This window comes from Paenarthrobacter sp. NPDC089307 (assembly GCF_040685055.1).
In the GTDB taxonomy this organism is placed as follows: Bacteria; Actinomycetota; Actinomycetes; order Actinomycetales; family Micrococcaceae; genus Arthrobacter.
The window spans coordinates 589,732-616,339 of record NZ_JBFBHE010000002.1; the positions used below are offsets into that span (position 1 = coordinate 589,732).

At 63.7% G+C, this 26,608-nt stretch carries 22 protein-coding genes and 1 riboswitch; of the genes, 10 read left to right on the top strand and 12 right to left on the bottom strand.

Annotated features, from left to right (window positions below):
- Positions 1–76: 76 nt before the first annotated feature.
- Positions 77–1,789, bottom strand: coding sequence for a thiamine pyrophosphate-binding protein (locus AB0N72_RS06595; protein WP_363930165.1), 1,713 nt, complete (start codon positions 1,787–1,789; stop codon positions 77–79).
- Positions 1,786–2,847 carry an agmatinase gene (speB, locus tag AB0N72_RS06600; RefSeq protein WP_363930166.1) on the bottom strand — a complete coding sequence of 354 codons (1,062 nt, stop codon included), beginning with the start codon at positions 2,845–2,847 and terminating at the stop codon, positions 1,786–1,788. The genes AB0N72_RS06595 and speB overlap by 4 nt, the downstream gene beginning before the upstream one ends.
- 221 nt (positions 2,848–3,068) lie before the next feature.
- On the opposite strand from speB, the gene AB0N72_RS06605 reads away from it, so the two are divergent.
- On the top strand, positions 3,069–5,042 hold the full coding sequence (locus AB0N72_RS06605; protein WP_363930167.1) for an amino acid transporter: 1,974 nt from the start codon (positions 3,069–3,071) through the stop codon (positions 5,040–5,042).
- A 92-nt stretch (positions 5,043–5,134) separates the two neighbouring features.
- Here the strand turns inward: AB0N72_RS06605 and AB0N72_RS06610 are convergent, their stop codons facing one another.
- A complete protein-coding gene (locus tag AB0N72_RS06610; RefSeq protein WP_018777077.1) occupies positions 5,135–5,710 on the bottom strand; it encodes a cupin domain-containing protein in 576 nt (191 codons plus the stop codon).
- A 281-nt stretch (positions 5,711–5,991) separates the two neighbouring features.
- Between AB0N72_RS06610 and AB0N72_RS06615 the strand changes: the two genes are divergently transcribed.
- Both AB0N72_RS06615 and AB0N72_RS06620 read left to right on the top strand, forming a co-directional pair.
- A complete protein-coding gene (locus tag AB0N72_RS06615; RefSeq protein WP_363930168.1) occupies positions 5,992–7,524 on the top strand; it encodes a sodium:solute symporter in 1,533 nt (510 codons plus the stop codon).
- Between the two features lie 180 nt (positions 7,525–7,704).
- A riboswitch (SAM riboswitch) is annotated at positions 7,705–7,824 on the top strand.
- Positions 7,825–7,840: 16 nt separating this feature from the next.
- Entirely contained in the window at positions 7,841–8,149 is a 309-nt protein-coding gene (locus AB0N72_RS06620) for a hypothetical protein (protein ID WP_363930169.1), read from the top strand.
- Here AB0N72_RS06620 and AB0N72_RS06625 read toward each other — a convergent pair.
- Positions 8,146–8,337, bottom strand: coding sequence for a hypothetical protein (locus AB0N72_RS06625; RefSeq protein WP_363930170.1), 192 nt, complete (start codon positions 8,335–8,337; stop codon positions 8,146–8,148). The two genes, AB0N72_RS06620 and AB0N72_RS06625, sit on opposite strands and share 4 nt — an antisense overlap.
- A gap of 262 nt (positions 8,338–8,599) precedes the next feature.
- Between AB0N72_RS06625 and AB0N72_RS06630 the strand changes: the two genes are divergently transcribed.
- The gene (locus tag AB0N72_RS06630; RefSeq protein ID WP_363930346.1) at positions 8,600–9,763 is read left to right on the top strand and encodes a VIT1/CCC1 transporter family protein; all 1,164 of its coding nucleotides are present in this window, start codon (positions 8,600–8,602) and stop codon (positions 9,761–9,763) included.
- 86 nt (positions 9,764–9,849) lie between these two features.
- On the top strand, positions 9,850–10,743 hold the full coding sequence (locus tag AB0N72_RS06635) for a matrixin family metalloprotease (protein WP_363930171.1): 894 nt from the start codon (positions 9,850–9,852) through the stop codon (positions 10,741–10,743).
- Here AB0N72_RS06635 and AB0N72_RS06640 read toward each other — a convergent pair.
- Complete coding sequence (locus AB0N72_RS06640) at positions 10,740–10,865, bottom strand: hypothetical protein (protein WP_363930172.1); 126 nt, start codon at positions 10,863–10,865, stop codon at positions 10,740–10,742. The genes AB0N72_RS06635 and AB0N72_RS06640 overlap by 4 nt on opposite strands.
- On the opposite strand from AB0N72_RS06640, the gene AB0N72_RS06645 reads away from it, so the two are divergent.
- Positions 10,864–11,853 carry a matrixin family metalloprotease gene (locus tag AB0N72_RS06645; RefSeq protein ID WP_363930173.1) on the top strand — a complete coding sequence of 330 codons (990 nt, stop codon included), beginning with the start codon at positions 10,864–10,866 and terminating at the stop codon, positions 11,851–11,853. The genes AB0N72_RS06640 and AB0N72_RS06645 overlap by 2 nt on opposite strands.
- Before the next feature lie 28 nt (positions 11,854–11,881).
- On the opposite strand, the gene AB0N72_RS06650 is transcribed toward AB0N72_RS06645, so the two are convergent.
- Positions 11,882–13,012, bottom strand: coding sequence for a Rossmann fold nucleotide-binding protein (locus tag AB0N72_RS06650; protein ID WP_363930174.1), 1,131 nt, complete (start codon positions 13,010–13,012; stop codon positions 11,882–11,884).
- 146 nt (positions 13,013–13,158) lie between these two features.
- Here AB0N72_RS06650 and AB0N72_RS06655 point away from each other — a divergent pair, with 146 nt between their 5' ends.
- A complete protein-coding gene (locus AB0N72_RS06655; RefSeq protein ID WP_363930175.1) occupies positions 13,159–16,077 on the top strand; it encodes a chitobiase/beta-hexosaminidase C-terminal domain-containing protein in 2,919 nt (972 codons plus the stop codon).
- Positions 16,078–16,222: 145 nt separating this feature from the next.
- Complete coding sequence (locus AB0N72_RS06660) at positions 16,223–17,911, top strand: DUF222 domain-containing protein (protein WP_363930176.1); 1,689 nt, start codon at positions 16,223–16,225, stop codon at positions 17,909–17,911.
- 26 nt (positions 17,912–17,937) lie between these two features.
- Here the strand turns inward: AB0N72_RS06660 and AB0N72_RS06665 are convergent, their stop codons facing one another.
- From AB0N72_RS06665 to AB0N72_RS06675, 3 genes are all read right to left on the bottom strand, one after another.
- A complete protein-coding gene (locus tag AB0N72_RS06665) occupies positions 17,938–18,978 on the bottom strand; it encodes a Gfo/Idh/MocA family oxidoreductase (RefSeq protein ID WP_363930177.1) in 1,041 nt (346 codons plus the stop codon).
- A gap of 81 nt (positions 18,979–19,059) precedes the next feature.
- Entirely contained in the window at positions 19,060–20,079 is a 1,020-nt protein-coding gene (locus tag AB0N72_RS06670) for a sugar phosphate isomerase/epimerase (RefSeq protein ID WP_363930178.1), read from the bottom strand.
- A complete protein-coding gene (locus AB0N72_RS06675) occupies positions 20,076–21,263 on the bottom strand; it encodes a Gfo/Idh/MocA family oxidoreductase (RefSeq protein WP_363930179.1) in 1,188 nt (395 codons plus the stop codon). The genes AB0N72_RS06670 and AB0N72_RS06675 overlap by 4 nt, the downstream gene beginning before the upstream one ends.
- A gap of 157 nt (positions 21,264–21,420) precedes the next feature.
- Between AB0N72_RS06675 and AB0N72_RS06680 the strand changes: the two genes are divergently transcribed.
- Entirely contained in the window at positions 21,421–22,437 is a 1,017-nt protein-coding gene (locus AB0N72_RS06680; protein ID WP_363930180.1) for a LacI family DNA-binding transcriptional regulator, read from the top strand.
- 55 nt (positions 22,438–22,492) lie between these two features.
- Here the strand turns inward: AB0N72_RS06680 and AB0N72_RS06685 are convergent, their stop codons facing one another.
- The 3 genes from AB0N72_RS06685 to AB0N72_RS06695 form a co-directional block, all read right to left on the bottom strand.
- Positions 22,493–23,419, bottom strand: a complete 927-nt coding sequence (locus AB0N72_RS06685) for an ATP-binding cassette domain-containing protein (RefSeq protein WP_363930181.1) — start codon at positions 23,417–23,419, stop codon at positions 22,493–22,495.
- 12 nt (positions 23,420–23,431) lie between these two features.
- On the bottom strand, positions 23,432–24,484 hold the full coding sequence (locus AB0N72_RS06690; protein WP_363930182.1) for an ABC transporter permease: 1,053 nt from the start codon (positions 24,482–24,484) through the stop codon (positions 23,432–23,434).
- A 64-nt stretch (positions 24,485–24,548) separates the two neighbouring features.
- A complete protein-coding gene (locus tag AB0N72_RS06695) occupies positions 24,549–25,544 on the bottom strand; it encodes a substrate-binding domain-containing protein (RefSeq protein WP_363930183.1) in 996 nt (331 codons plus the stop codon).
- Between the two features lie 317 nt (positions 25,545–25,861).
- On the opposite strand from AB0N72_RS06695, the gene AB0N72_RS06700 reads away from it, so the two are divergent.
- Positions 25,862–26,602 carry a GntR family transcriptional regulator gene (locus AB0N72_RS06700; protein WP_363930184.1) on the top strand — a complete coding sequence of 247 codons (741 nt, stop codon included), beginning with the start codon at positions 25,862–25,864 and terminating at the stop codon, positions 26,600–26,602.
- Positions 26,603–26,608 lie beyond the last annotated feature (6 nt).

Sequence of the window (26,608 nt, forward strand, 5' to 3'; positions counted from 1 at the left end):
GAAACCGGGCCCTGGTCCTCCACAACGCACGAAACCCCCGCACAGATAACTGTGCGGGGGTTTCACTGGTGGGTTTCTAGTCGCCCAGATGCGTGGGGCCGAACATCTTCAGCAGCGTCTCAACCACGACGACGTTGGGGCCGTCCGCTTCGAAGGACGCCTTGAGCGCGTCCCCCACTTCCTCCGGGGCGACCCGTCGGGCCGGGACGCCGAACGACTCAGCCAGCTTGACGAAGTCGGGGCGGGCAAGCTCTGTTGCGGTGGCCTGGCCGAAAGCGCCCACCATGTATTCGCGCAGGATGCCGTAGCCGCCGTCGTCCACGATCAGCCACGTGACCGGGACGTTGTGCTGCTTGGCAGTGGCGAGTTCCGAGATGGAGTACATGGAGGAACCGTCACCTGAAACAGCGAGCACGCGCGCCTGGTTACCGTGCTTGCCCGTGGTTTCCAGGCCCACGGCACCGCCGATTGCTGCGGGGAAGCCATAACCCAAGCCGCCGGCACCCTGCGCCGAGTGGAACTGGCCCTGCCGGGCGTCCCAACAGCTCCAGCCCCAGTAAGCGGAGATGGTCATGTCCCAGAACGTCTGCATGTCAGCCGGGACTGCCTCGCGGATGTCGGACATGAACTTCAGTTCCTTGGCCAGGTCCTGCGATTCCAGGCGGGCGCGGACCTTGGCGAGGGACTCCTTGACCACGTCTTCCGGGCTGCTGCCGTGCCAGTCCCGCTTTGACGCGTCCGCGGCCCCCGCTGCTGCGAGTGCTTCGTCCAGTGCCGCCAAGGCCTGCCCGGCGTCTGCACGGATGCCAAGGCCGGGGCGGTTGGACTCCAGGACCCGGGGTTCGGCGTCGATCTGGATGATGCGGCCGCGGGGTTCGAAAGTGAAGTAGTTCGAGGTCACTTCGCCCAGGGAAGAGCCGATGACGATCAGCACATCCGCGTCTTCAAGGACATCGGTCATGTACCGGTCCTCGATCCAGGACTGCAGCGACAACTCGTGGGTCCAAGGGAACGCACCGTTGCCGCCGGGGGTGCAGATGACCGGAGCCCGAAGCTGCTCAGCGATGGAGAGCAGCGACTTCTCGGCCCTGCCACGGCGGGTTCCGCCGCCTGCGATGATCGCCGGACGTTCCGCCGTCGAAAGCCACTTCACGGCCTCGCGGATCAACTCGACGCGCGGCGGGTTGTCCGCTGCCTCGGCGAGGGCGTCTTCCACAGGGGGAACCATGATCGGATCCAACAGGACGTTCTGCGGAATCTCGATCCAGACCGGGCCCTGCGGCGAAGAAATCGCCTCGGTCCAGGCATCCTGGATGGCCGACGGGATGCCGGAAGCGTGCTGGATCAGGCGCTGGCTCTTGGTGACGTTCGCCGCCGATGCCTTCTGGTCATCGAGCTGGTGAAGCATGCCCTTACGGCGTGCGCCCAGGCCGTCGAGCGGAATCTGGCTGGCAACCACCACCATGGGAACACCCGTGGCATAGGCCTCCTGGAGGCCGGCCAGGGACGTCAGGGCGCCGGGACCGGTGGACAGAAAAAGAACGCCCACCTCACCGGTGGCGCGGGAGTAGCCGTCAGCGGCGAACGCCGAGTTGTTCTCCACGCGGGAGGACACGAAGTGCAGGTTGCCGCGGCCCATGGCATCAAAGAGACCCAGCGCGTGCTGGCCGGGGATACCGAAAACAGTTTTCGCGCCCAGCGCTTCAAGGGTTTCGACGACGAGGTCCCCACCGTTGCGCTGGTTGGTCCCTTTAGTAGGGGCTGCTGTGCCGGGATCGAAATCGATCATCGCTGCGCTCCGGTTGCATGGGCGATTTCTTCGATGCGGGCGCCGAGTGCCTGCTGCGCGTAACCGTTCGGGGCACCGTGGCGGTCACCTTCCACGGCGTTGTCTGCCATGAGGGTCACGAGTTCATAGGCCACGTGACTGCCTGCGACACCGGTGATTTCAGCGTGGTCGTAGGCCGGGGCGACCTCCACGACGTCCGCACCCACGAGGTTCATGCCGCGGAAGCCCCGGATGATTTCGAGGAGTTCGCGGCTGCTGATGCCGCCGGCTTCAGGGGTGCCTGTACCGGGGGCGTGGGCCGGATCCAGGACGTCGATGTCCACGGATATGTACAGCGGGCGGTTGCCGATGCGGTCGCGGATCTTGGCCACGGTTTCCAGGACGCCCTGGTAATAGACGTCTGCGGAGGTAACGATGCCGAAGCCGAAGCGGTGGTCGTCGTCGAGGTCCTTCTTGCCGTAGAGCGGGCCGCGGGTGCCTACGTGGCTGATGGCCTCCGTGTCCAGGATGCCTTCTTCGACTGCCCTGCGGAACGGGGTGCCGTGCGTGTACTCGGCGCCGAAGTAGGTGTCCCAGGTATCCAGGTGGGCATCGAAGTGCAGCATGGCAATGGGTTCGCCGGCGCGCTCTGCTGCTGCGCGGAGGAGCGGGAGGGCGATGGTGTGGTCACCGCCAAGGGTGACGAGCTTGCTGCCGTTGGCGGTGAGGTCCAGCGCGTTCTGCTGGATGGTCTCGATGGCCTCGTTGATGTTGAAGGGGTTCACGGCCATGTCACCGGCGTCGGCGACCTGGATGTTCTCGAATGGGCTGACATCCCAGGCCGGGTTGTACGGGCGCAGCAGACGGCTGGCCTCGCGGACGTGGTTTGCACCGAAACGCGCGCCGGGACGGTAGGAAACACCGGAGTCGAAGGGCACGCCGACAACCGTGACGTCGGCCTTGGAGACCTGGTCGAGGCGGGGAAGGCGGGCGTAGGTGGCGGCACCGGCGTACCGGGGGATGCGGGATGAATCAATGGGGCCCAGGTTGCCGTTGGCCTCGATACGGAGCTCTTCCAAAGTACGCCACTCCTTGAGTGAATAGGTGGGTTGAATCTGCGGACTGTGACACCCATCATACACTCAAAGTTGTCTAATATGCATCACTTGTTTACATCTTCCCGTAGGGGTATGACCCCGCTCACAGCGGGCGTAAAGATTCCATAAAAACCGGTGTCCCGGCGTCGAACGCCGCCATACGCTCCTTCCGGAAGCAGTACCGTGCTGCACGAAAGGACACCGTGACCACCCTGTCGAGGCCTCCGGCCGACCCGGCCAACCGGCCAAAGAACTCCTTCAAGCTCAAACCCTGGCTGCTGGAAGGAATGCCGGACACCTCAGGCAAGCGGCAAGGCCCCCACGGCCGCCCCTCGGACTCCCACAAGCCGCAGGCCTGGTGGAAAGTCATGTGCCTCACCGGCCTGGACTACTTCTCAACCCTCGGCTACCAACCGGCCATCGCAGCGCTGGCCGCAGGCCTGCTGTCCCCCTTGGCCACACTGCTTCTGGTCATCGCTACCCTGGCTGGTGCGCTGCCCGTCTACCGCCGGGTGGCCAGGGAAAGTCCGCGGGGCGAAGGCTCCATCTCCATGCTGGAGCGGCTCCTCCCCCGCTGGGGTGGAAAACTTTTCGTCCTGGCACTGCTTGGCTTCGCGGCCACGGACTTCATGATCACCATTACGTTGTCCGCTGCCGACGCAACGGCCCACCTCATTGAGAACCCGTTTGCGCCGGAGTTCCTTGAAGGCCAACAGGTGGTCATCACCCTGGCGCTGATCGCCGGCCTGGGTATCGTCTTCCTGCGCGGGTTCAAAGAAGCCATCAACGTCGCCGTCGTCCTGGTGGGCGCCTTCCTTTTGCTGAACCTTGTGGTCATCGCCGTGTCCATCGGCCACGTATTTACCGAGACCCGCGTCATCACCGACTGGTGGACCGCACTGACCACCTCCCACGGTGACCCGATCATGATGGTCGCGCTGGCACTGCTGGTGTTCCCCCGCCTGGCACTTGGCCTTTCCGGCTTTGAAACGGGCGTTGCTGTGATGCCCCAGATCAAGGGCCACCCCACGGATACCGAAGCGAATCCGGCAGGCCGCATCAAGGGCGCCCACAAGCTCCTGACTACCGCCGCCATCATTATGAGCTCGTTCCTGGTCACCTCCAGTTTCACCACGGTCATGCTGATCCCGGCGGCTGAATTCGAACCCGGCGGCAAGGCCGATGGCCGCGCGCTGGCGTACCTCGCCCACAAGTTCCTTGGTGATGGCTTCGGCACCGTTTACGACATCAGCACCATCGCCATACTCTGGTTCGCCGGCGCTTCTGCCATGGCCGGCTTGTTGAACCTCGTCCCGAGGTACCTGCCGCGTTACGGGATGGCACCTGCCTGGGTACGGGCACTCCGCCCGCTGGTCCTCGTCTTCACGGTGATTGCCTTCATCGTCACCATCATCTTCCAGGCCGATGTCAACGCCCAGGGTGGCGCCTATGCCACCGGCGTACTGGTCCTGATCACCTCGGCATCCATCGCCGTCACACTGTCCGCGCGGCGGAAGAAGCAACGCGGACAGGTCATCGGCTTCGGGATCATCTCCCTGGTGTTCGTCTACACCACCGTGGTCAACTCGATCGAGCGGCCCGACGGCCTGAAAATCGCCGCGCTTTTCATCCTCGGCATCCTGGCCGTCAGCTTCGTTTCCCGCATGAGGCGAGCCTTCGAGCTGCGGGCGACACACATCCGGATGGACCAGAAAGCCCTGGAATTCACGGCCAACAACACGCACGGACCCGTCCGGATCATCGCGCACGAGCCCAAGCGCTTCAGCGCCGACAGGTACAGGGAGAAGCTCCAGCATGCTCAGCAGGCCAACCACCTGCCCCTGGACTGCGACGCCGTGTTCATCGAAATCATCGTGGACGACAGCTCCGACTTCGAACAGGAACTCCAGGTGGTGGGCAAGGAACGACATGGGTTCAAGATCCTGGAAGTCCACAGCAACAATGTGCCAAACACCCTGGCCGCAGTACTCCTCCACATCCGCGACGTCACCGGATTCATGCCGCACATCTATTTCCGGTGGACCGAGGGCAACCCGATCTCCAACCTCAGCAAATTCCTCTTCTTCGGTGAAGGGGAGATCGCGCCCGTGACCCGCGAGGTACTCAGGGAGGCCGAGCCGGACATCACCCGCCGCCCCTGGGTCCACGTGGGCTGACCGCCCCGAACCACCCCGCCGATATGGCAGTTAATGACAGTGTTTTGGGTAAACATTGGCATTAACTGCCATATCGCGGGGAGTGGGCGGAGTCAGCGGCTTGCTGCGGGCACCAGGACCCAGAGCACTTCCACGGTTTCGTCCGTCGGGTTGATCCAGGTGTGGGGCTCGCGGCCAGGGAAGGAGAGCGTGTCCCCTTCCTCAAGGTCATACTCCTCATTGGTCAGGATGAGCTTGATACGGCCCTTGACCACGTGCAGCACATCGACATCGCAGTCCACCGCGTAGAGCTCGTTCTCGCCACGGCCCCGGGGCTCGATGGTGGCTTGGAGGATCTGCAGGCGCCGCTCCGAGCGCGCAGTCAAAAGTCGTTCCACAATGCCCTGGCCACCCAGGGAAATCCGGGGCCCATCGTCACGCCTGGTCAGATGGGTTTCCGGGGCGGCAAACAAATCACCCACGGAGACGGACAAGACCTGGCACAGGGTGACCAGGGAAGCGACTGACGGCGATGTCAGGTCGCGCTCCACACGGCTCAGGAAGCCTTTGGTCAGGCCGGTCGCGTCCGCTACCTGTTCGATAGTGAGGCGCTGCGCTTGCCGGGCTGCGCGGATTCTGGAACCGATGGCAACGGGAACATTGCTTGGTTCAACGGGGAGAGCCTTCATTCACGAACCTTTCAGGCCTTTCATGTGGCCCTGTCATTGGAGCAATAGTAGCCGGGAGGCGCGTCAACGAGACCACTGCGGGCGTAACGATGCCCAAAGGATCTTGACTGTTACTCCGATCACAACATATCCTCATAGGCAACAAGTGTTGTCTGTGAGGCACACAACACATCCCCAAGCTTCAAACCCCAATCTCCAATCATCCGCACAGAGACTTCGACGCATCGCAGGAGTATCGTCGAAAACCCCAAACCTCCGTGCATCAGCTCCAAGGACCGTTCATGGAATCTTCGGCTATTAATATCGCAATCGTGGTGGTGTACCTGCTCGCCATGCTGGCCTTTGGCTGGTGGGGCAAGTCCCGTACCAAGAACAACAGCGACTTCCTGGTGGCCGGCCGCCGCCTGGGACCCTTCCTTTACACCGGCACCATGGCCGCGGTTGTTCTCGGTGGCGCATCCACCGTGGGCGGCGTGGGCCTCGGCTACAAGTTCGGCATCTCCGGTATGTGGCTCGTCGTGGCCATCGGCTCGGGCGTACTGCTGCTCAGCCTCCTGTTCGCCGGCACCATCCAGCGGCTGAAGATCTACACGGTCTCCCAGATGCTGAGCCTCCGCTACGGCAGCAAGGCCACGCAAACCTCGGGCATCGTGATGCTGGCCTACACGCTCATGCTGTGTGCCACCTCCACCGGCGCGTACGCCACCATCTTCGTGGTGCTCTTCGATTGGGAGCGCTGGATGGCCATCGCCGTCGGCGGCGCCATCGTACTGGTGTACTCCACCATCGGTGGCATGTGGTCCATCACCTTGGCCGACCAGGTTCAGTTCCTCATCAAGACCGTGGGTATCTTCTTCCTGATGCTGCCGTTCGCCTTGAACGCGGCCGGTGGAATGGACGGCATCCGCCAACGCCTGGACGACACCTTCTTCCAGATCGACGGCATCGGCGCCCAGACGATCATCACCTACTTCGTGGTGTACACCTTGGGCCTGCTGATCGGCCAGGACATCTGGCAGCGCGTCTTCACCGCCAAGACCCCCACAGTTGCCCGTTGGGGCGGCGCCACGGCAGGCGTTTACTGCATCCTGTACGGCATCGCCGGCGCCCTGATCGGCCTGGCAGCCCGCGTCGCCCTCCCGAACATCGACGTCGCCAACCTCGGCAAGGACGTCGTCTACGCAGAGGTCGCAACACACATCCTGCCCGTCGGCATCGGCGGCCTGGTTATGGCAGCAGCCGTTGCCGCCATGATGTCCACCGCTTCGGGCGCCTTGATCGCCGCCGCTACGGTGGCCCGCGCCGACGTCGTCCCGTTCGTGGCCAGCTGGTTCGGCAAGACCATCAACACCGATGACACCGAAAACCCCGAGCACGACGTCAAAGCGAACCGCTACTGGGTCCTGGGCCTGGGCATCGTTGCCGTACTCATTTCCATGGCGGCCCAGGACGTGGTTGTCGCCCTCACCATTGCCTACGACATCCTGGTAGGTGGCCTGCTGGTCGCCATCCTTGGCGGCTTGGTCTGGAAGCGCGGAACGGGCATCGCTGCCGCATGGTCCATGGCAGTCGGCTCGGTTCTGACACTTGCCCTGCTCATCATGTACGCGGTTGGTGCCATCCCCAGCGAAGATGGCGTCTACGCCAACGAGCCCATCTACTGGGGCCTCGGCGCCTCCCTGCTGGTCTACATCGTGGTCTCCCTGCTGACGCCGCCTACCGACGCAACTGTCCGCGAAGCCTGGGACAAGCGCGTTGCCGGCGCAATTTCGGAGGAATTGCCGCCGGAAGTTCACCCGGTCGGCAGCAAGTAACGTACAGAGCTGAACCCGAATAAAGCAATTTACGACGGCGGTGCCGCCCCTTTCCGGGGCAGCGCCGCCGTTTGCTTGCGTCCGGGACGCAGTAGCCAGGGCTGCCTTGCGCCACGGGGTATCGCCTTGCGTCACGGGGTATCGCCTTGCGCCTGGGCGTATGAGGTACTGTTGTCCCAGCTTCAAGAGATGTGGCGCCAAGCTCCGACTGGCCGCACACCAACCCCATGTTCACGGGTGGTTCGGATGAGGAAGCGGCCCGTCCCGGACCTGAGACAACCGAGCGGGCAAGAGCACACTCCCCGGGAGCAGCACCTTGCCATACCAGAGCGAGACCAGCCAAAGCAGCGCACGCCCGGCCCGTGGCACCCCATCCGGCGCCCGGGCAGGCACGGTGATTCCCGCCGTCGACCTTTACCTCGGCACGGTGACCATAGTGGCCAGGAACAACACCATGCATTTCCGGCATCCCCAACCGCGGCAGATCGCCGCCGCGCTGGCGCAGGCCGTCCGTCCTTCCACGTGGTGTGAGGCTTCCAGGACGCTGACGGTCACGATTGCCGCGGTGGGGAAACGGGACGGCCAGCCACGCACCTTCACCTTCGACAGCCGGGAAGGGGCCTAGATTTCCTCTTCCTCGCCGCGGAATTCCTCGGTTTCGTCGATCGGCACCACGCGTTCGTCGTCCTCGGGGGCGTCCACTTCCTCCACCCAGGGTTCATCCACTTCCTGGTCTTCGGCGTAGTCGTACGCCGGGTCCGACTCGATGGTTGTCCGTTCCGGATAGTTGGCGTGTGATTCGGTGGTGTCCATGCTGCTACCTCCGTCCCGTGGGCCCTTCAAGGCCCGTTGGCCAAATGCGGGGAGGTCCCCCGCCCCTGTCCTTCCATCTTGGGCACCGGCGCAAGCGGCGGTCAAGGAAGGCCGCACAAAAGGGCAGGCCGCGATCGGAGATTACGGCGCACCGAACATTCCAGCTAAGGAATACCAGCCAAAAATCCCCGCAAATACGCGGTAGTGTGGACCGTGCAATGGGGCCTCAACAACCCCACCAAGCACAGGAGATAAAGTGCAGATGCACCAGGAATCCCACAGTTCGTCGAGCCCGGCTCCGGACCCCACCCCCGAAACCGGAACCGCCAACACGGCCGGAGACCCCGCAGCACCCACGGCGTCGGACATACGGCGCTGGCGGCAATACTTGGCCGACGAACGCGCTGAAGCCGCGGTCTACCGTGAGCTCGCCCAGCGCCGCGATGGGGAGGAACGCCAGATCCTGCTGGCTTTGGCCGAGGCCGAAGGACGGCACGAGGCACACTGGCTCAAACTCCTGGGAGAACACGCCGGAATGCCCAAAGCGGCTTCCGCCCGCAGCCAGTTCCTGGGTTTCCTGGCCCGCAACTTCGGGTCCGTCTTTGTCCTTGCCCTGGCGCAGCGTGCAGAGGGCCGCTCCCCGTACGGCACCGAACCCGCAGCCACACCCGCGATGGTGGCAGATGAGCAGATCCACGAGGAAGTCGTCCGGGGTCTGGCCACCCGGGGACGCAACAGGCTCTCGGGGACCTTCCGCGCGGCCGTTTTCGGCGCAAACGACGGCTTGGTAAGCAACCTTTCGCTGGTGATGGGCATGGCCGCCACTGGCGTGTCGAGCTCCGTGGTGCTTATGAGCGGCGTGGCCGGATTGCTGGCCGGCGCACTGTCCATGGGCGCCGGCGAATACGTGTCCGTCCGCTCACAACGCGAACTGCTCAATGCCACCCTCCCCACCCAGGCCACACTCACCGCAGCACCATCACTGGACATCGACCACAACGAACTGGTCCTCGTATACCTGGCACGCGGCATGACCCGGGAAGCTGCCGAGCACCGCGCAGCCGAGCGCATGGGATTGTTCAGCTGCGACTGCGACCCCAGCCTTTCCTTGCAGCCCGAAAAGCCGGTGGCCGACGAGCACGAATCCGTGGGATCGGCCTGGGGCGCTGCGATGTCCAGCTTCTGCTTCTTCGCTTCCGGTGCCATCGTGCCCATCCTTCCTTTCATCTTTGGCATGACGGGCATGGCCGCCCTCCTGGTAGCAGGTGTCCTGGTGGGTATCGCGCTGTTGGCGACTGGCGCCGTCGTGGGTTTGCTGTCCGGAACTTCACCCCTCAGCCGCGGTCTGCGGCAGCTGGCCATTGGGCTGGGAGCAGCGGCTGCCACCTATGGGCTTGGATTGCTGTTCGGCGCAGCGATCGTCTGAGTTTGGACGGCTCCGCCGGCAGACCGTAATGTTGGTTCGTCCTCCGCGCTGCCCTGCGTGACCAAGGGCATGAGGAATGGAGAACCGTGGACTCGGAGCGGGAAGCAACGCGTGTGCCAAGGCACCGGCGCACCGGAACAGCCGGGCGCGTTCTCCGCGGCCTGCTCGGGGCAGTCGTCGCCGCAGTTGTAGCGGTCCTGGTGACAGGATTCCTGAACGGCGACCACCGGATCACAGCACTCTTCCCGGGCGTCAGCGTTCCGGGAGGCCCCAACATTGGGAAAGTCCAGCCAACCGCCGCCCGTGTTCCGGACGCACCACCCCCGGGACTTGAGGAAGCGGACGCTCCTCTGGCCTCGCCGACCACGCCCGGCACCACCAACGATTCGTACAAGTTCCTGGCCACCAACGACGACGGCACTCCCGTGGGCTACTCCCCTTGCCGCCCGCTGCACTACGTGGTGAACAAAGCCTCTGCGCCCGAAGGAACCGATGCGCTGCTTTCCACGGCCATCGCCAACATCTCGGCAGCCTCCGGGATCCAGTTCGTCAACGATGGAACCACCGATGAACAACCCGTGGACCGGCGCGAGCCCTACCAGCCAAACCGTTACGGCGACCGGTGGGCCCCCTTGCTGATTTCCTGGACAACACCCGAGGTAGCGCCAGCGCTGGAAGGCAAGGTCATCGGCACCGGCGGAAGCACCATGTATTCCCTGGACAAGGGCCCCAAGAGCTACATCACCGGGAGCCTGGAACTCGACACACCCCAGGTGGCCGAACTCCTCGAAGACCCGGGCGGCTCGGACTACGTCCTTGCCGTCATGCAGCATGAGCTGGGACATGTGATGGGCCTGGACCACGTGGACGATCCCATCCAGCTCATGTACCCGGAAATCGGAGCACCCGACGGCCTTGCCGCCGGCGACCTGAACGGACTCCACCTCCTGGCGTCCGCCCCCTGCCGCAAGGACATCTAGCCGCGCCGGGGTTGCTCGCTGTTGCGCCATGGACTCCGGACGACGCTGGACTTATGCTGGCGGTTACGGCCGACGGCGGCGCCCCACCGCCAGTCCGCGGCCACCACGTCAGGGGGTTCCATGGAACCTTATGGGCCGTCCCAGTGGCCGGACCCGGATCCCTCCCGGCCCCGTTTCCTTCCGTCGTCACCAGGTCCGCAGGAGCCGCCAGGTCCGCAGGAGCCGCCAGGTCCGCACGAGCCGCCTGAGCCGCGCGAGCCGCCTGAGCCGCGCCCGCCCATCAAGCACAGCAGCATCGCCGCCATACTGTTCCTGCTCGGCGTCCTGGGCCTTGTCTGCGCCGGGGCCTATTTCGGCGGCGAACTGCAACAGTTCCTGTACGGATCGTCCCAAACCCAGAGCCAGCCGCCACGGCCCGGGTTGGTCCCTTTCGGGCAACGGGACGAGCCCTTGCCCGGCCGCGAAGAAGCCGATGCGCCGCTGGGAACGCCGCCTCCATTGCTCCAAACCAGCAGCTCGTATAAATTCCTGGCAGTCAAGGAGGACGGGACACCACTGGCGTACTCACCGTGCAGGCCGATCCATTACGTGGTGAATTCGGATCTCGCGCCCGCGTCCTGGCAAGCCTTGGTCGAAGAGGCCGTGCGGCAAGCCAGCCTGGCCACGGGATTGAAGTTCATCTACGACGGACCCAGTTCCGAGGTCCCTTCCCCCAACCGTTCCGGCTACCAACCTGCACGGTACGGCGACCGTTGGGCGCCTGTGCTGATCGCGTGGAGCACACCCGAGCAAGTACCGCGCCTTACCGGCCAAACAGTGGGGCTTGGCGGCAGCTCCTCCATTGGCCTGAGTAACGGCTACAAGGCCTACGTGACTGGGACGGTATCGCTGGATGCGCCGCAGTTCGCCGCAATCGTGGACACCCCCAGCGGCGACGAAATCGGCGTGGCGGTCATCATGCACGAACTCGGCCACCTGGTAGGCCTGGACCACGTGGACGACCCCCGGCAGCTCATGTACGGCCAGGCCTCCTGGGTCCGGGACTACGCTGCAGGCGACCGGACAGGGTTGGCAAAGCTCGGTTCGGGTCCTTGCAGCAAGGACTTCTGAGCGCTTCTGGCGTGGCGGGGAAAGCTCATCAGGACAATACCGCGAGCGCTTCCTCCACGGAGTCCACCAGGAAGATCCGGTCCGCCATGGGCTTTCCCGCAGCCAGGCTCTGCAGCATGGGCCACGCCGGGTAGGTCCGTTCCCAGTGCTCGCGCCCCACCAGGACCATGGGGGTGATGGTTTCCGGCGCGCCGTAGTAGTTCTCGCAGGCGTCCTGGAAGATTTCCTGCACCGTTCCGGCCGCCCCCGGCAGGAACACGATCCCGCCGTTGCACAGTTCCAGGAGGATGGCCTCCCGGATGGCGTTGGCGAAGTACTTGGCGATGTGGGTGGCGAACAGGTTGGGTGGCTCGTGGCCGTAGAACCAGGTTGGGATGCCGAGCGTCGGGGTGCCGCCCGGATAACGTTCGACGACGGCCGCCGCGCGTCGCGCCCAAGCCGACACCGAGGGCCTGAAGCCAGGCACTTCGGCGAGCGTCCCCAACGCAGCTTCCAGTTCGGCGTCGGGCCTTCCGCTGAAGTAAGCACCCATGTTGGCCGCTTCCATGGCACCGGGACCTCCACCGGTGGCGACTGCGAAGCCGGCCCGGGCCAGCAGGCTGCCCAGGCGCGCGGCGTCGGCGAATTCCGTGGTTCCGCGCTGGGCGGCGTGGCCTCCCATGACTCCGACGATCTTTGTGCCGGCGAACACGCCATTGTCCAGGGCCTCGTCCAAGGCGTCGCCGATCGCGTGGTCGTGAAGAGCGGCGGCGAGCGTGGCATCGAGGCTCTTCCCCTGGCCGGGAAGGATGCTCCACTGGTAGACCTGCGCGTCAGGGGTGGATTCGTACGCTGTGGAGGAGATGTCCTGGTAGAGCTCCCCCGGGGTGTAGAGACTCCCGCGATACGGGTCAAAGGGCACGCCGAGCAGTTTTGGGAAGATCAGCGCACCGCGGCTTCGCAAGCTCTCTTCCATGCCGGCGTCGAACGTGCAGCCCAGGAAGATCGCCCCCTGCGGATCCATCGCCTTGAGTTGGCGCGAGTAGCCCCGAAGGTCCAACGACTGGGCGTGCCAGCCATGCATTGATGCAGCCCCTGAACTGACCAGCCGGTCGAAGTGGACCACGCTTTCGACGTCGAGCGTTCGCGGACTCGGGTTCAGCGGAGCGGTGCGGTTCATGGTTTCAGCGTAATGGCCCGGCAGTCGGGGCTGCTTGGTATCTGCGGGCTGTCCGGGCCGGACCCTAGCCATGGATTTTCATGAGGAGTACAGTATCGATCACTGCTAGTGTGCCGGCTGGGGGGCCCAACATCTGCTCAAGGAGCATGGTTGTGGACCGTCCAAAATGCGCTCGGCGTCGTACTCATTTCCCTGCGTTCAGCACCCGTTCCTTCTCGAGAAAAATCCTTGGCTTCCTGCTGGGTATCTCCGTTGCCTTCACAGCACTCACCGTTGGTATTGCTGCGCCTGCCTCGGCGGCCGTCCCGCCGTGTCCGGGCACTGGTGGAGCAATGCAGATCGTGGCCCACACGGATGACGACCTGATTTTCATCAGCCCGGATTTCATGCGGGACATCCAGGCCAAACGCTGTGTTCAGACGGTCTACACCACCGCCGGAGAAGCAGGTGAGGGACCGGCCTATTGGAACAGCCTCGAGGCCGGAATCCGGGCAAGCTACGCCAAAATGGCGGGCGTCGCCGACGCCTGGACCACCTCTGACGCGGGCGTCCCGGGGCGTCCCCTTACGCTTCAGACGTTGAATGCGGCACCCAACGTTTCTGTCATTTTCATGCGGCTTCCGGATGGTTTCCCCGATGGAAAAGGCAGCAGCCGCTACAACGGCCAGAGCATTTTGAAGCTTTGGGACGGCAGGCTCAGCTCAATCCGTCCGGTTGACGGCGCAGCAACATTCACCAAGGCCCAGTTCCAGGCAACCCTGAACCAGCTCGTAACCAACTACCAACCCACCACGTTCCGCACGCAGGACTGGACGGGCAGCTACCAGGACCCCTATGACCACAGTGACCACTGGGCTACGGCCAAGTTTGCCCAGTTGGCCAGCAGGGCCTACACGAGCCCGCACACAGCCTCGGCATACGACGCCTACGTGATTGACGAATACCCCCAGAACGTTACCGGTGCGGACCTGACCAACAAGGTGAACACCTTCGTGCGGTTCGCCGATTTCGACAAGTACCTCTGCGACACTCCATGCCCGGCGCCCCCTTACAGTGACTGGCTCAAGCGGCAATACATTACGGCCATTGAGTGGACGGGCAACGCTGCCAAGTCCGCCGGAACCACAGTGAGCGCTTCATCCCAGAAGGCCTCGGCACAGGGCCCCGAAAAGGCCCGGGATGGGTACGCATGGGGCTCCCCCATGGATGCCGGCCGCGAGTGGGTGACAAATGGTGGCAAAGCCGGGAGTTGGATCCAGTACAACTTCTCCCCCGCCCGGACCATCAACGCCGTGACACTGTTTGACCGGCCGGTCCTCAGCGATCAGGTAACCGGCGGCAACCTTGCCTTCTCCGATGGCAGCACCGTGCCTGTGGGAGCCCTGCCCAACAACGGCTCGGGACTCACTGTGAACTTCCCGGCGCGGACCGTCAGCTCGGTCCGCTTCAACATCAGCTCGGTCAGCGGTTCCACCACCAACGTGGGCCTCTCGGAGTTCGAGGCCTACATCACGGCCGATGTCATCGCACCGGAAGTGACAGCCACTCCTCCGGGCGGCACCTACGACATCGGGCAGAAGGTCACGCTGGCCGCGAACGAGCCCGCGACCATCTACTACACAGTGGACGGAGCAACGCCCACGACAGCGAGCCCGAAGTATGCCACTCCGATCACCCTGAATGGTCCGCTCACGCTGAAGTACTTCGCCGTGGATGCTGCGAACAACCCATCCGCAGTGGTCACCCAGACCTACTCCACCGGCCCTGACGTGACCAAGCCTGTTGTCACGGCCAACCCGCCCAGCGGCGCCTACGCGGCGGGGACCAGCATCACCCTCAGCTCCAATGAGGCCAACTCCGTGATCAAGTACACCAAGGACGGAACGGATCCCCTGGCTGCAGGCCTGGTGTACTCCGCGCCTATCGTGTTCGCGGGCCCGGATCCTATGACCCTCAAGTTCTTTGCCACGGACCCTGCCGGAAACGTCTCCGACGTCGTCACCCAGAACTACACTGTCCCGCCTGACACGCGGGCGCCTGTAGTGACAGCGAATCCAACAAGCCGGGCGCTGGCCAGCGGGGCAACCATCACGCTCTCCGCCGATGAGCCCGGCGCCAGCATCTACTACACCACCGATGGCAGCACGCCCACGGCTACGGAGTCTGCCACCAACATCAAGTATTCGGCTCCGATTGTCATGGGGACATCGCAGTTGAACCTGAAGTACATCGGTGTGGACGCGGCGGGGAACGCCTCGCCCGTTGGAACCCAGACGTACACCGTTCCCGCAGCCGGACCGCCGTCGTCCCATGACTTCAATGGCGACGGCAAAGCGGATGTCTTGTCCTCCGATACTGCCGGAAACCTGTACCTCTACCCCGGTGACGGCGCAGGCGGCCTCGGGCCACGACAGACCGCCCTCGCCGCGCCGGAGTGGTCCACGGTCACCGACATCATCACCCCCGGCGATTTCAACAGGGACGGCAAGCCGGACCTGCTCGCCCGGGCGGGAGATGTCCTGTGGTTCTACCCCGGTGACGGCGCCGGCAGTTTCGGCGCACGGGTCCAGGTGAGCACCGGATGGAGCACCATGAGCCAGTTGTTCTCCCCCGGCGACTTCAGCGGCGACGGCATCCCGGATGTCATCGCCAGGAGGAGCGGCGGCGACCTGCGACTTTACGAGGGCACGGGCAGCGGCGGCCTCCGTGCACCAACCACGATTGGAACCGGCTGGAATGTTATGAATGCAATTCTCAGCACGGGGGACTTTAATGGAGATGGTACGACAGATGTGCTGGCCAGGCGCGCGGATACAGGCGCCCTCTGGCTCTACCCGGGCGACGGAAACCGCGGATGGCTCCAGTGGAAGCAGATCTCCGCAGGTTGGGACAACCGAACATGGATCGCAGGACCCCGGGACCTCGACCGCGATGGCAAGAACGACGTCATCGGCCGGATCGGAGACACCCTGTGGCTCTACCCGGGCAGCGGCAGCGGGACTATCGCCAACGTTCCGCCCACGAGCCTCGGCACTGGTTGGCAGGCCATGAAGCTTATCGGCTAGCCAACCCCATGAACCTGGCGCGGGTCGGAGTTTTCCCCCAGACTCTTCGGCCCGCGTCAGCTATGTCCGCCCCCGTTGAACGCCTCCCGCTGACCTTCGGGGATGGCGTGCTAATAATGTCAGACCCTGGTGACAAGGTTGATTCATGGGAAGCATTGGGGATGTTCTGGCGCGGCGGGCAGGTTCGCCCGGCGCCAAAGTGCTGCCTCGACGCATCCGCCACAGCGACAAGACGCTTACTGCCCGGCCGGCCTCGCAGACGGGTTCGACGGCGTCACTCACCGCCGCGCACACCAGCGGCGGCGCTGGCGTGCGGCTGCTAACCGCTGGCTTGTCTTTTGAGGGCCGCGCCGGGGCTGCGGGACTCGCTGAGTCTCTGGCTGTGGGTGCTGCCGCAGTGGCAGCTGTGCGTTCACTCGCGGGCGAGGAAGCACGGCTGTTCGACTTCACGGAGGCTGCGGATTTCGCCGGCAGGGTCGAGGAGATTTCCCGGACGGTTGAGTTTCTGCAGGTCGTTGCAGCTCAAGCGGTGGAACGGACCCGGACCGAGGCGCAGGCGCGACAATCCAGACAATCCAGCCCGTCCGGCGCGCAGGAGTGGCGGACGGGGTGGACCGAGACGGCTGAAACCCAGGCTGCTGCGACGGAAGACGCCCCTGGCAGTGTCTTGGATGACGGGTACCGGAACGCGGCGGAGTTCCTTCGGGCCCGGTTGCGGATCGGGATCGGTGAAGCCCGGCGCAGGCTCGCCCTTGCCACCGTCCTGCTCTCCAGCACTGGTACCACCGGGCAGGGCATCCCCGCACGACGCGAAGAACTCGCCACCGCAGTCCACACCGGGCAAGTCTCCTCCCGCTCCGCGACGATCATCAGCACTGCCCTGGACAAAGTCCAACACTTCACCGACCAGGACACCCTCACCGGCATGGAACACGCCCTGACCACCACCGCCGCGCAGTCCGATCCCGACTTCCTCACCACCATGGCCCGACGCTGGACCGACTACATCGACCATGACGGCCCCGAACCCACCGAAGAAGCACTCCGCCACGTCCAAGGCGCGTTCCTCCGCCGCCGACGCCGCCACGGACTGCACCACCTCGAAATTTTCGCCACCGGTGAACAATACGAAATCCTCGCCACCGCCATGAACGTCGCCACCAACCCCCGCCTCACCACCACCCCAGGCACCAGCACCGCCGACACCAACAGCACCCCGGGGCCGGAGCTGGACCGGCGCTGCCGGGCCCAGAAACTCCTCGACGGCCTCGTCGGAGCCTGCACCCTGGCCATGACCACCGGGAACCTACCCACCAACGGCGGACTCCGACCCCAACTCACCATCACCATCGGCCACGATGAACTCTTCAACACCATCGAGCACCACACCGGCACCGGCGCGGGTACCAGCACCGGGACAGCGACGTTCACCGGGCCCATGCACCCGAACACCATCCGCGAAATAGCCTGCGACGCCGAGATCCTCCCCGTCCTGCTCGGCACCGACTCCCAAATACTCGACATCGGCCGCAGCACACGGATCTTCCCACCCCACATCCGCAAAGCCCTCACCGCCCGCGACGGCGGCTGCGCCTTCCCCGACTGCACCATGCCCGCACCCTGGTGCGAAGCCCACCACATCACCTACTGGACACACGGCGGCACCACAGGAACCAACAACGGCGTCCTGCTCTGCTCACACCACCACCTCATCCACAAAGAACAATGGAAAATCCGCATCCAAACCGGCGCCCCATGGTTCACACCCCCACCCCACATCGACCCCCACCAAACACCACGCCGCAACCACCACCACACACCACTCAGAACATGAGCGCGCGCGAAGTAGGCACACTTCAACTAGACAGCAACCCTGACCGGCGCACCCGTCTCCAGGGACTCCTGCGCTGCGTCCGCCACTTTGGAAGCAGCCACAGCATCCTCGGGAGTGCAGGGGTTCTTGCGTTGCCCAAGGACTACTTCCACGAACGCAGCCATCTCCGAGCGATAAGCCTGATCGAAGCGCTCAGCGAAAGTCAGATGAGGGGTTCCCGCAGGAAAGGCAACCCCCGGCTCGGCAGAACGCATCGCCATCTGTTGGTCCATCCCCACCAGGACGGAGCGTTCGGAACCCTGGAGTTCCAGCCTGACATCATGCCCGGCCCCGTTGTAGCGGCTGGCCGAGACCGTACCCACGGTGCCGTCGTCGAACGTCACTACTGCCAAAGCGGTGTCGACGTCGCCCACCTCACCGATTGCCGGATCACCGTTATTGGAGCCCTTGGCATAGACCTCCACGATTTCCTTGCCGGTGAGCCAGCGGAGGATGTCGAAGTCGTGGACGGAACAGTCCCGGAACAATCCACCCGAGGTGGCCAGGAACTGGACCGGCGGCGGGGTCATGTCGCAGGTGACGGCCCGAAGCGAATGGATCCACCCCAGCTCCCCCGCTTCATAAGCGCGTTTGGCCTCAAGGTAGCCGGCATCAAAACGGCGCTGATGGCCGATCTGCACAACACCATTCTTCTCCCGGATGTACTCAAGGACTGGAAGGGACGCCGCCACGTTCACGGCAACTGGCTTCTCACAGAACACGGGGATCCCGGCGTCGACGCCTGCCCGGATAAGGTCCGGGTGGGTGGCTGTGCCTGTAGCGATCACCAGGCCGTCAACTCCCGAGCCGATCAGTTCCTCCACAGAGCCCAGGAACTCAGCTCCCACGTTGGCGGCCACGGAACGGGCGTGCTCCTCCGCGACGTCCGTCAGCTTCAGCCGTACCTGCACACCGTCCTGCCCCAGTGTTCTGTCCTGGTCGGTGCCGTTCAGCGCGCTGATGTTGTTTGCGTGCATCACACCGATCCGGCCAACGCCAACCAGTCCGAGGGTCACTTCGTTCGTCATGTTCTGTCTCCGTCACTGCAGCAGAATGTGGTCTCCGGGCGAGAATCCTGAAGTGAGACTAGATCTTGTTAGTTTGTCCTGTCAAACTTTCTGATTCAATGACTCATTCAGTGCGGCGTCGGCGTCCAGCAGGACTTTCGCCGCGACCTCCAGGCCTTCGATGCGCCCCAAGGACACGTCTTCATGCTCGATGTTGACCAGCATGTCCGGGTCTACGTCATGCAACGCCCGGAGGAACCTGGTCCAGAAGGCGGTATCGTGCCCACGGCCCAGCGCAACGAAGTCCCACGCCGAGTTCTTGGGCCACTCATTGGCCCACTCGTCGCCGCCAAGGTTAGTGCGGTTCTCATCGGCTGAGAGTCTGCGGAAGCTGTTGTCCAACACACCGTAGAGTGCGGCGTTTTCTGTGTTCACCCGGACATCCTTGGCAGCCGCCTGGAAAACCAACGGGCCAAGCTCCCGGACCACGGCTACCGGATCCATCTGCTGCCAGAACAGGTGGGAAGCGTCCAACTCCACACCCACATGGGTGGCGCCGGTGAGCTCGATCAGCTTGTAGACGTCGGCGGTGTTGAACACGATGTTCTGCGGATGCAGCTCCAAAGCCACCTTGACACCATGATCGGCAGCGAGGCGATCGATTTCCTTCCAGAATTCCGCGGCAATACCCCATTGGTAATCCAGCACATCCAGCGCCGCTGAGTTCCAGGCGTTGACCACCCAATTGACCGTAGTTGCACCAGGCTCACCACCAGGTAGGCCGGACATGGTGACCACCCGGCTCTGGCCCAAACGGGCCGCCAGACGGATCGAGCGCCGAATGTCCTCCGCGTGCTTCTCACCGATCTCACGCTTTGGGTGCAATGGGTTGCCGTTGCAGTTCAAGCCTGCAATGGACACGCCAGTGCCCTCGAAGACCGCAAGATAGTCGTCCCGGGCTGCGTCGCTTTCCAGGATCTGGTCAAAAGTGGGAACATGCACGGCGGGAAGGTAGCCACCGGTGTTGATCTCGATCCCCGTGAGCCCGAGGTCGGCGATGACCTTGAGCGCTTCCGGCAGCGGCCGGTCGTGAAGGATCGCGTTGTAGACGCCGAGCTTCATAGCGTGATCTTCTTTCCGTTGTTGAGGGCGGAGTCGGTGACCGCGCCGAGGAGTTCCATATTGCGGACACCTTCATCGAAGGTGGCACAGCGGGGCAGGGAAGACTCCGCGCCGAGGCCGGCGACCTCTTCCAGGAAGGCCCGCGCCTGGTAGCCGAACGCGTCGTTCTGGCCGAAGCCAACCTCGGGCGCATCCATGGCCAATCCTCCGGCGATGTAGGGGTGGCCCGGGCCAAGCGAGACTTGGCGGTAGCCGTTCTCACTCCCGGATCCATCGTTCAGGAACAACTGGATCTCCGAAGGCCTGCGCTGGTCGAACTTGGCGGCACCGTTCTCGCAGAAGACCTCGAACTGGAGACTGTTGGCATGGCCGGCCGCCACACGTGAGACTTCGAAGCTGCCGGCGCCGCTGGTGAACTCAGCGTTGAAAGCTGCGTAGTCGTCATTCTCCACGGCTTCGAACACGTCACTGACAGCACCATGGTCGTGGCCCATCACCGCGCTGAGCGGCAGGGGGCGCTTGTCGATCGCCGTCGCCAGTCGCCCTCCGCTGATGGATTTGATGTCGCCACAGAGGAATTCGGAGACGTATGTCAGGTGGCTTCCGACGTCGGCCAGCGCGCCGGAGCCGGGGCCGCCCTTGTAGCGCCAGCTCATCGGCGCAGCGGGGCTGAAACCATAATCGGTCCAGTAACGGCCACTGAAGTGAAGCACGTTGCCGAGGGGTCCGTTGCGGATCAGGTCGCGGATGTAGGCGATGCCAGGGGTGCGGCGGAACGTGAAACCGATTCTGGCAAGCGTTCCGCGGGCTTCCGCGGCCCGGGCGGCGTCAGCCATGGCCCGCGCGTCCTCCAAGGTATCGCTGAGCGGCTTTTCGCACAGTACATGCTTGCCTGCTGCCAACAACCCTTCAACCACTTCGCGGTGCAAGGAGTTGGCGATGACCACGCTGACAACATCGATGTCTTCAGCTTCGGCGATGGCCTGCCAGGAGGCGTCGTGGCGCTCGTACCCGAAACGTCGCGCGGCCAGCGAGCCGAATTCAGCATTGACATCGCCGATCGAGACGAGGCGGACCGGTGGAAGCACCGGGCTGTAGAGGGCCGATGCCGTGCGGTAGGCGGCAGCGTGGGCTTTGCCGGCCATGCCCGCACCGATGACGGCGACGCCGAGGCTTTTAGCCATGATTTCTCCTTCGAAATTTCGCCGCCGCGCGAGGCGTTTACGGCTTTTTGTAGCGCTACAATTTGCAGGCTGGATTTGATCGTAACTATGTCTATATGTCCTGTCAATCATTAACCGACTATCCTCGAAGACAGAACGAAAGGCATCCAGGAATCCCGTGACAAGCCCCGGAACACAGAACAGTCCCCTGGCCCGACGGCCAACGCTCTACGACGTCGCCACACAGGCCGGAGTCTCCCCGTCGTTGGTTTCCTTGTTCCTCAAGGACCCCGCACGCATCAGCGAAAAGCGCCGGGGCGCTGTGCAGAAGGCCATCTCCGAGCTCGGCTATCGACCCAGCCGGGCCGCCACCACTCTGGCCAGCAGCAAGACCAAGAGCATCGGCCTGGTCATCGACGACTACCGGAACCCCTGGTTCGTGGATCTTCTCCGTGGCATGGAGTCCGTCCTTTCGGACCTCGGCTACCAAGTGATGCTCGCGGACTCCAGGCCCGGCGAGAACCGCATCAAGGAAGCCACCGACGGCCTGCTTGCCATGCACGTCGACGCCCTGGTTCTCGCTGCCGAGCCCAGTGAAGCCATGTTGTCCGGAACCTGGGCTCCCACCGTGGTGGCAGGCTGGCGCAACGGCATCCCGGAAGGCGCGGACTTGATCACCAACGACGACGACACCGGCGGCATAAAGGCCGCCAACCATCTGCTGGATCTGGGTCACGTCCGCATCGGTCACCTCTCAGGTTCCGACGGCGCCTCCGCACACCGGCGGGCCGGTTTCCTGCGCGCGGTGGAGGCTGCCGGCGTCGAGCCTGTTGTTAGTGAATGCGTGGGTACGTCGGAGGAAGATGGCTATGCTGCCGCCGTGTGGCTCCTGGAACACCACCCGGAGACCACCGCGGTCTTCGCAGCCAACGACACCATGGCGCTGGGCGCCTTCGCCGCCCTCAAGGCCCGTGGCCTGTCGGTGCCGGATGATGTTTCGGTGATCGGCTATGACAACTCCCCCTTGGCGAAGTCGCGCTACCTGGACCTGACTTCCATCGACAACCGCAGCGATCTGGTCGGAGTGGACACGGCCCGCAGGCTGCTCGCCCGGGTCGACGACCCCGCACTCCTACCCGAGCGGAAGCTTATTGAACCCCTCCTGGTACTGCGCGGCACAACGTCCATCCGCTGAATTGACTCTGCCCGGAACCGTTGCAGGCTCCGGGCAGAATCCCATGAAGAGCCGCCTAGTGGCGCTTGGTGGTGGCCTCCGTCGCGGCCTCGGCGACGTCGGCAACCTCGGCCTTGACTTCCTCGAGTGCCGCGGAATGTCCGCCAAGCTGTTCCAGCTCATGGGCCAGCTCGGCCAACTCCGCACCACCGGCCATCTGGGCCGTCAGCTCGTCCAGGGTGATGTCCTTCTTGTCGTAGTAGCCGATCGACTTGCCGCGCTTGAGCAGCAGGAACCGGTCACCGACCGGGAAGGCGTGGTGCGGGTTGTGGGTAATGAAGATGACGCCCAGGCCCCGGTCGCGGGCCTGCAGGATGTAGCGGAGCACGACGCCGGACTGCTTGACTCCCAGCGCTGCCGTCGGTTCGTCCAGGATCAGGACCTTGGCACCGAAGTACACAGCGCGAGCGATCGCGACACACTGCCGCTCGCCGCCTGAGAGCTGGCCGATGGGCTGCTCCACATCGCGGAGGTCGATGCCCATGTCGGCGAGTTCCTTCTTGGTGATGTCCTTCATCTTCTGGACATCCATGCTCTTGAACGGCCCGAACCCGCTGGTCAGCTCTGAGCCCAGGAAGAAGTTCCGCCAAATCGGCATCAGCGGGACCACGGCCAGGTCCTGGTAGACCGTGGCGATGCCGGCGTCGAGGGCATCCCGGGGTGAGTTGAACTTGCGGGCGTCACCCATCACTTGCAGGGTACCTTCGTCGTGCTGGTGCAGCCCGGCAATGATCTTGATCAACGTGGACTTGCCGGCACCGTTGTCACCCAGGACGCAGGTGACGCGGCCGTTATCCACGGCCATGGTCACGTCCCGCAGGGCGATGATGTTGCCGTAGTGCTTGCCAATGCCCTCGAGTGAGAGCAGGTGCACCGGTGTGTGCGTCAAAGGGTCCTTCTCGTCTTTCAACAGTGTTTGCTGGTCGATCTGTTGTGCGTTCATGGTTCCGGCCCCTTACTTCAGCTCTGCCCGGCGTTTGACGATGAGGTTGACGATGGTTGCCAGCAGGAGCATCAGGCCCAGGAAGAACTTGAACCAGTCCGGATTCCATTGTGCGTACACGATGCCCTTGTTGGCCATGCCGAAGATGAAGGCTCCGATAGCCCCACCCACTGCCGAGCCGTAACCGCCGGTGAGCAGGCAGCCACCAATAACGGCGGCGATGATGTAAAGGAATTCGTTGCCGACGCCTTCACCGGACTGAACGGCGTCGAAGGCGAAGAGGTTGTGCATGCCCAGGATCCAGCCGCAGAACCCGACTGCCATGAACAGTCCGATCTTTGTCTTGGTCACGGGGACACCTACGGCGCGGGCAGCGTTGGCGTCACCGCCCACTGCGAAGATCCAGTTGCCAACTTTCGTGCGCAGGAGCACCCAGGATGCGATGAGGACAAGAACGATCCAGAAGAAGACGGTGATCTTCACTTCCACTCCGCCAATGCTGACGGAGGACGCGAAAACCGCACGCGCTGATTCGAAGCCGTCAAGCTTGGAAATGGACGGGGAGGAGACGCTGCCGCCGATCAGGCGGGTCAGAGCCAGGTTGAGGCCTGTCAGCATCAGGAACGTGGCCAGGGTGACGATGAAGCTTGGAAGCTTGGTCTTGATCAGGATCCAGCCGTTGATGAATCCAATGCCCAGCGAGACCACAAGGGCCAGGCCGACACCGACCCAGGCGTTCAACGAGAAGTTCCAGCTGAACAGCGAAGCTGTCAACGCTGACGAGATCACGGCCACGCCTGTGGAGAGGTCAAACTCGCCACCGATCATCAGCAGTGACACGCCTACGGCCATGATGCCAATGGTTGAAGAACCGTACAGCACGGTGGCGAGGGCGTTCGGTTGGGTGAACGTCTGCGACACCGAGGCGAAGAAGATAAAGAGGACCACGGCACCAACGAGGGCACCAACCTCGGGCCTGGCGAGGAATTTCTGGAAAGGATTGCGGCGGCCGACCCGTTCATCACCAGGCGATGTCGCCGGCGGCAGGGTTGCTGTGTTTGCCATGGGAGTGACTCCTTGTTGTCCAGGCTGCGCGGCGATTCTCCGCCGCGCAGCCTGATGCCGGGATCTAGCGAACGCCCTGCTGGGCGAATTTGAGGACGTCGGAAGCGTTGGACTTGTCCACGATGGTTGGTCCGGTCAGGACCGGCTGGCCGCCGCCGATCTTGAAGCCGCCGCGCTTTGCCTGCCACAGGGAGTCCACGGACATGTAGCCCTGGAGCCAAGGCTGCTGGTCGACAGTGAAAATCACTGCGCCGTCCACGATCTTCTGGGCGAGATCGGCGTTGAGGTCGAAGCTGGCCACCTTGGACGAGCTTCCTGCGTCGGAAACAGACTTGAGCAGTGTCAACGTGATCGGGGCACCGAGCCCAATGATCACGTCCGCATCCTTGGCCGCCTGGAGTTTGGCGGTGGCCGTGGACTGGACCGCCGTCATGTCCTTGCCGTCGACATAAAGGATTTCCGTTGCGGGAACCTTGGCCTTGACGCCAGCACAACGTGCTTCCAAACCTACGTGGCCCTGCTGCTGGATGACGCAGACGGGGTGCTTGTAGCCTTCGGCTGCAAGCCTGGTACCGACGGCTTCACCGGCCAGTTGCTCGTTTGAACCGAAGTGGGTGAAGGCGCCGAGTTGGGCCGAGACGGACTCACCGGCATTGAGGCTAACCACCGGGATGCCTGCATCGGTGGCCTTCTTCAGTACGTCCTTCAAGGCGTCGGGGGTCGCCAACGTCACGGCGATGCCGTCCACCTTCTGGTCAATGGCCTGCTGGACCAGCTGCGCCTGGCGTCCGGCTTCCGGGTCGCTGGTGTAAAGCAACTCAACATTGTCCTTGGCTGATGCTTCCTCCGCACCCTTGCGGACGATGTCCCAGAAAGTGTCGCCGGCAGCAGCGTGCGTAATCAAGGCAACTTTGATGCGGTCCGTGCTGGCCACCTGGCCGGCGGCTGCTCCTCCACCGGAATCGGCCGGTTTGCCACCCTGGCTCGAACAGGCGCTCAATGCCACCAAGGGAACCACCGCAGCGACGACCGCCGCTTTACGCCATGAGAATTTTGCCACCGTTATCTCCTTTGATTTCAGGTCGAGGGTCCGGAGACTCGTGTCCGGATCTCCCCACTACACCGATCATGGTGACTGACCTCACACTTTGTCAATACTTTGTCCTGACATTAGGATGTTTTTACGTAACCTCCTCGAGTAGACGGCCAGCCACGCCCCCAAAAGGCCACATCCTTGACGGTGAAAAGCCGGCTGCTATTATCAGAAAAGGCAGTATGTCCTATCAAGAGAACATGAGCGGACATACGCTTCCATCCGGCAGAGGAGCCCTATCCCGGCTCCTTTGCCGGCCTTAAGCAGGCGGCTAGGAGAATCCAGTGGCGAACCAACTCAGTCTCAGCATCGATCGTTCGTCCCCGGTGCCCCTCTACCATCAAGTAGTTCAGGGTATCGAGGCCGCGATCCACAGCGGCGTACTGGAACCAGGCAGCCGCCTGGACAACGAAATCGACCTCGCGGCGCAGCTCAATCTGTCCCGACCCACGATGCGCAAGGCAATGGATGAGCTCGTCCGGGCCGGACTCCTGGTCCGCAAGCGCGGCGTGGGTACCCAGGTGGTCTCCAGCCAGGTCCGGCGCCCGCTGGAACTGTCGAGTCTCTATGACGACCTCAGCAACAACGGCAAAAAGCCCACCACCGAGGTCCTGAGCTTCTCCCACATTGAAGCCGATGCCGCCACGCTCACAGCCCTTCAACTGCCCGCGGGGTCCAAGGTCTACCACTTCACGCGATTGCGCAAAGTAGGTGGCAAGCCCCTGGCGCTCATGGAGAACTGGGTCCGCGACGACATCACCACCATGGATGAAGCCCAGCTCGCCAGGGAAGGCCTCTACGCCATACTGAGGCGCGGAGGCGTCAACTTCCGCTTGGCATCGCAGCGCATCGGCGCCATGATCGCCAATGACTACCAAGCGCCCCTCCTCGAAGCCGAGGTGGGTTCGGCCCTGGTCACCATGGAACGCACCGCGGTGGACGACACAGGCCGCATGGTGGAAACCGGCCACCACGTCTACCGCGCCGATTCCTACAGCTTTGAAATGACACTCGTACAGCGCTAAAAAACA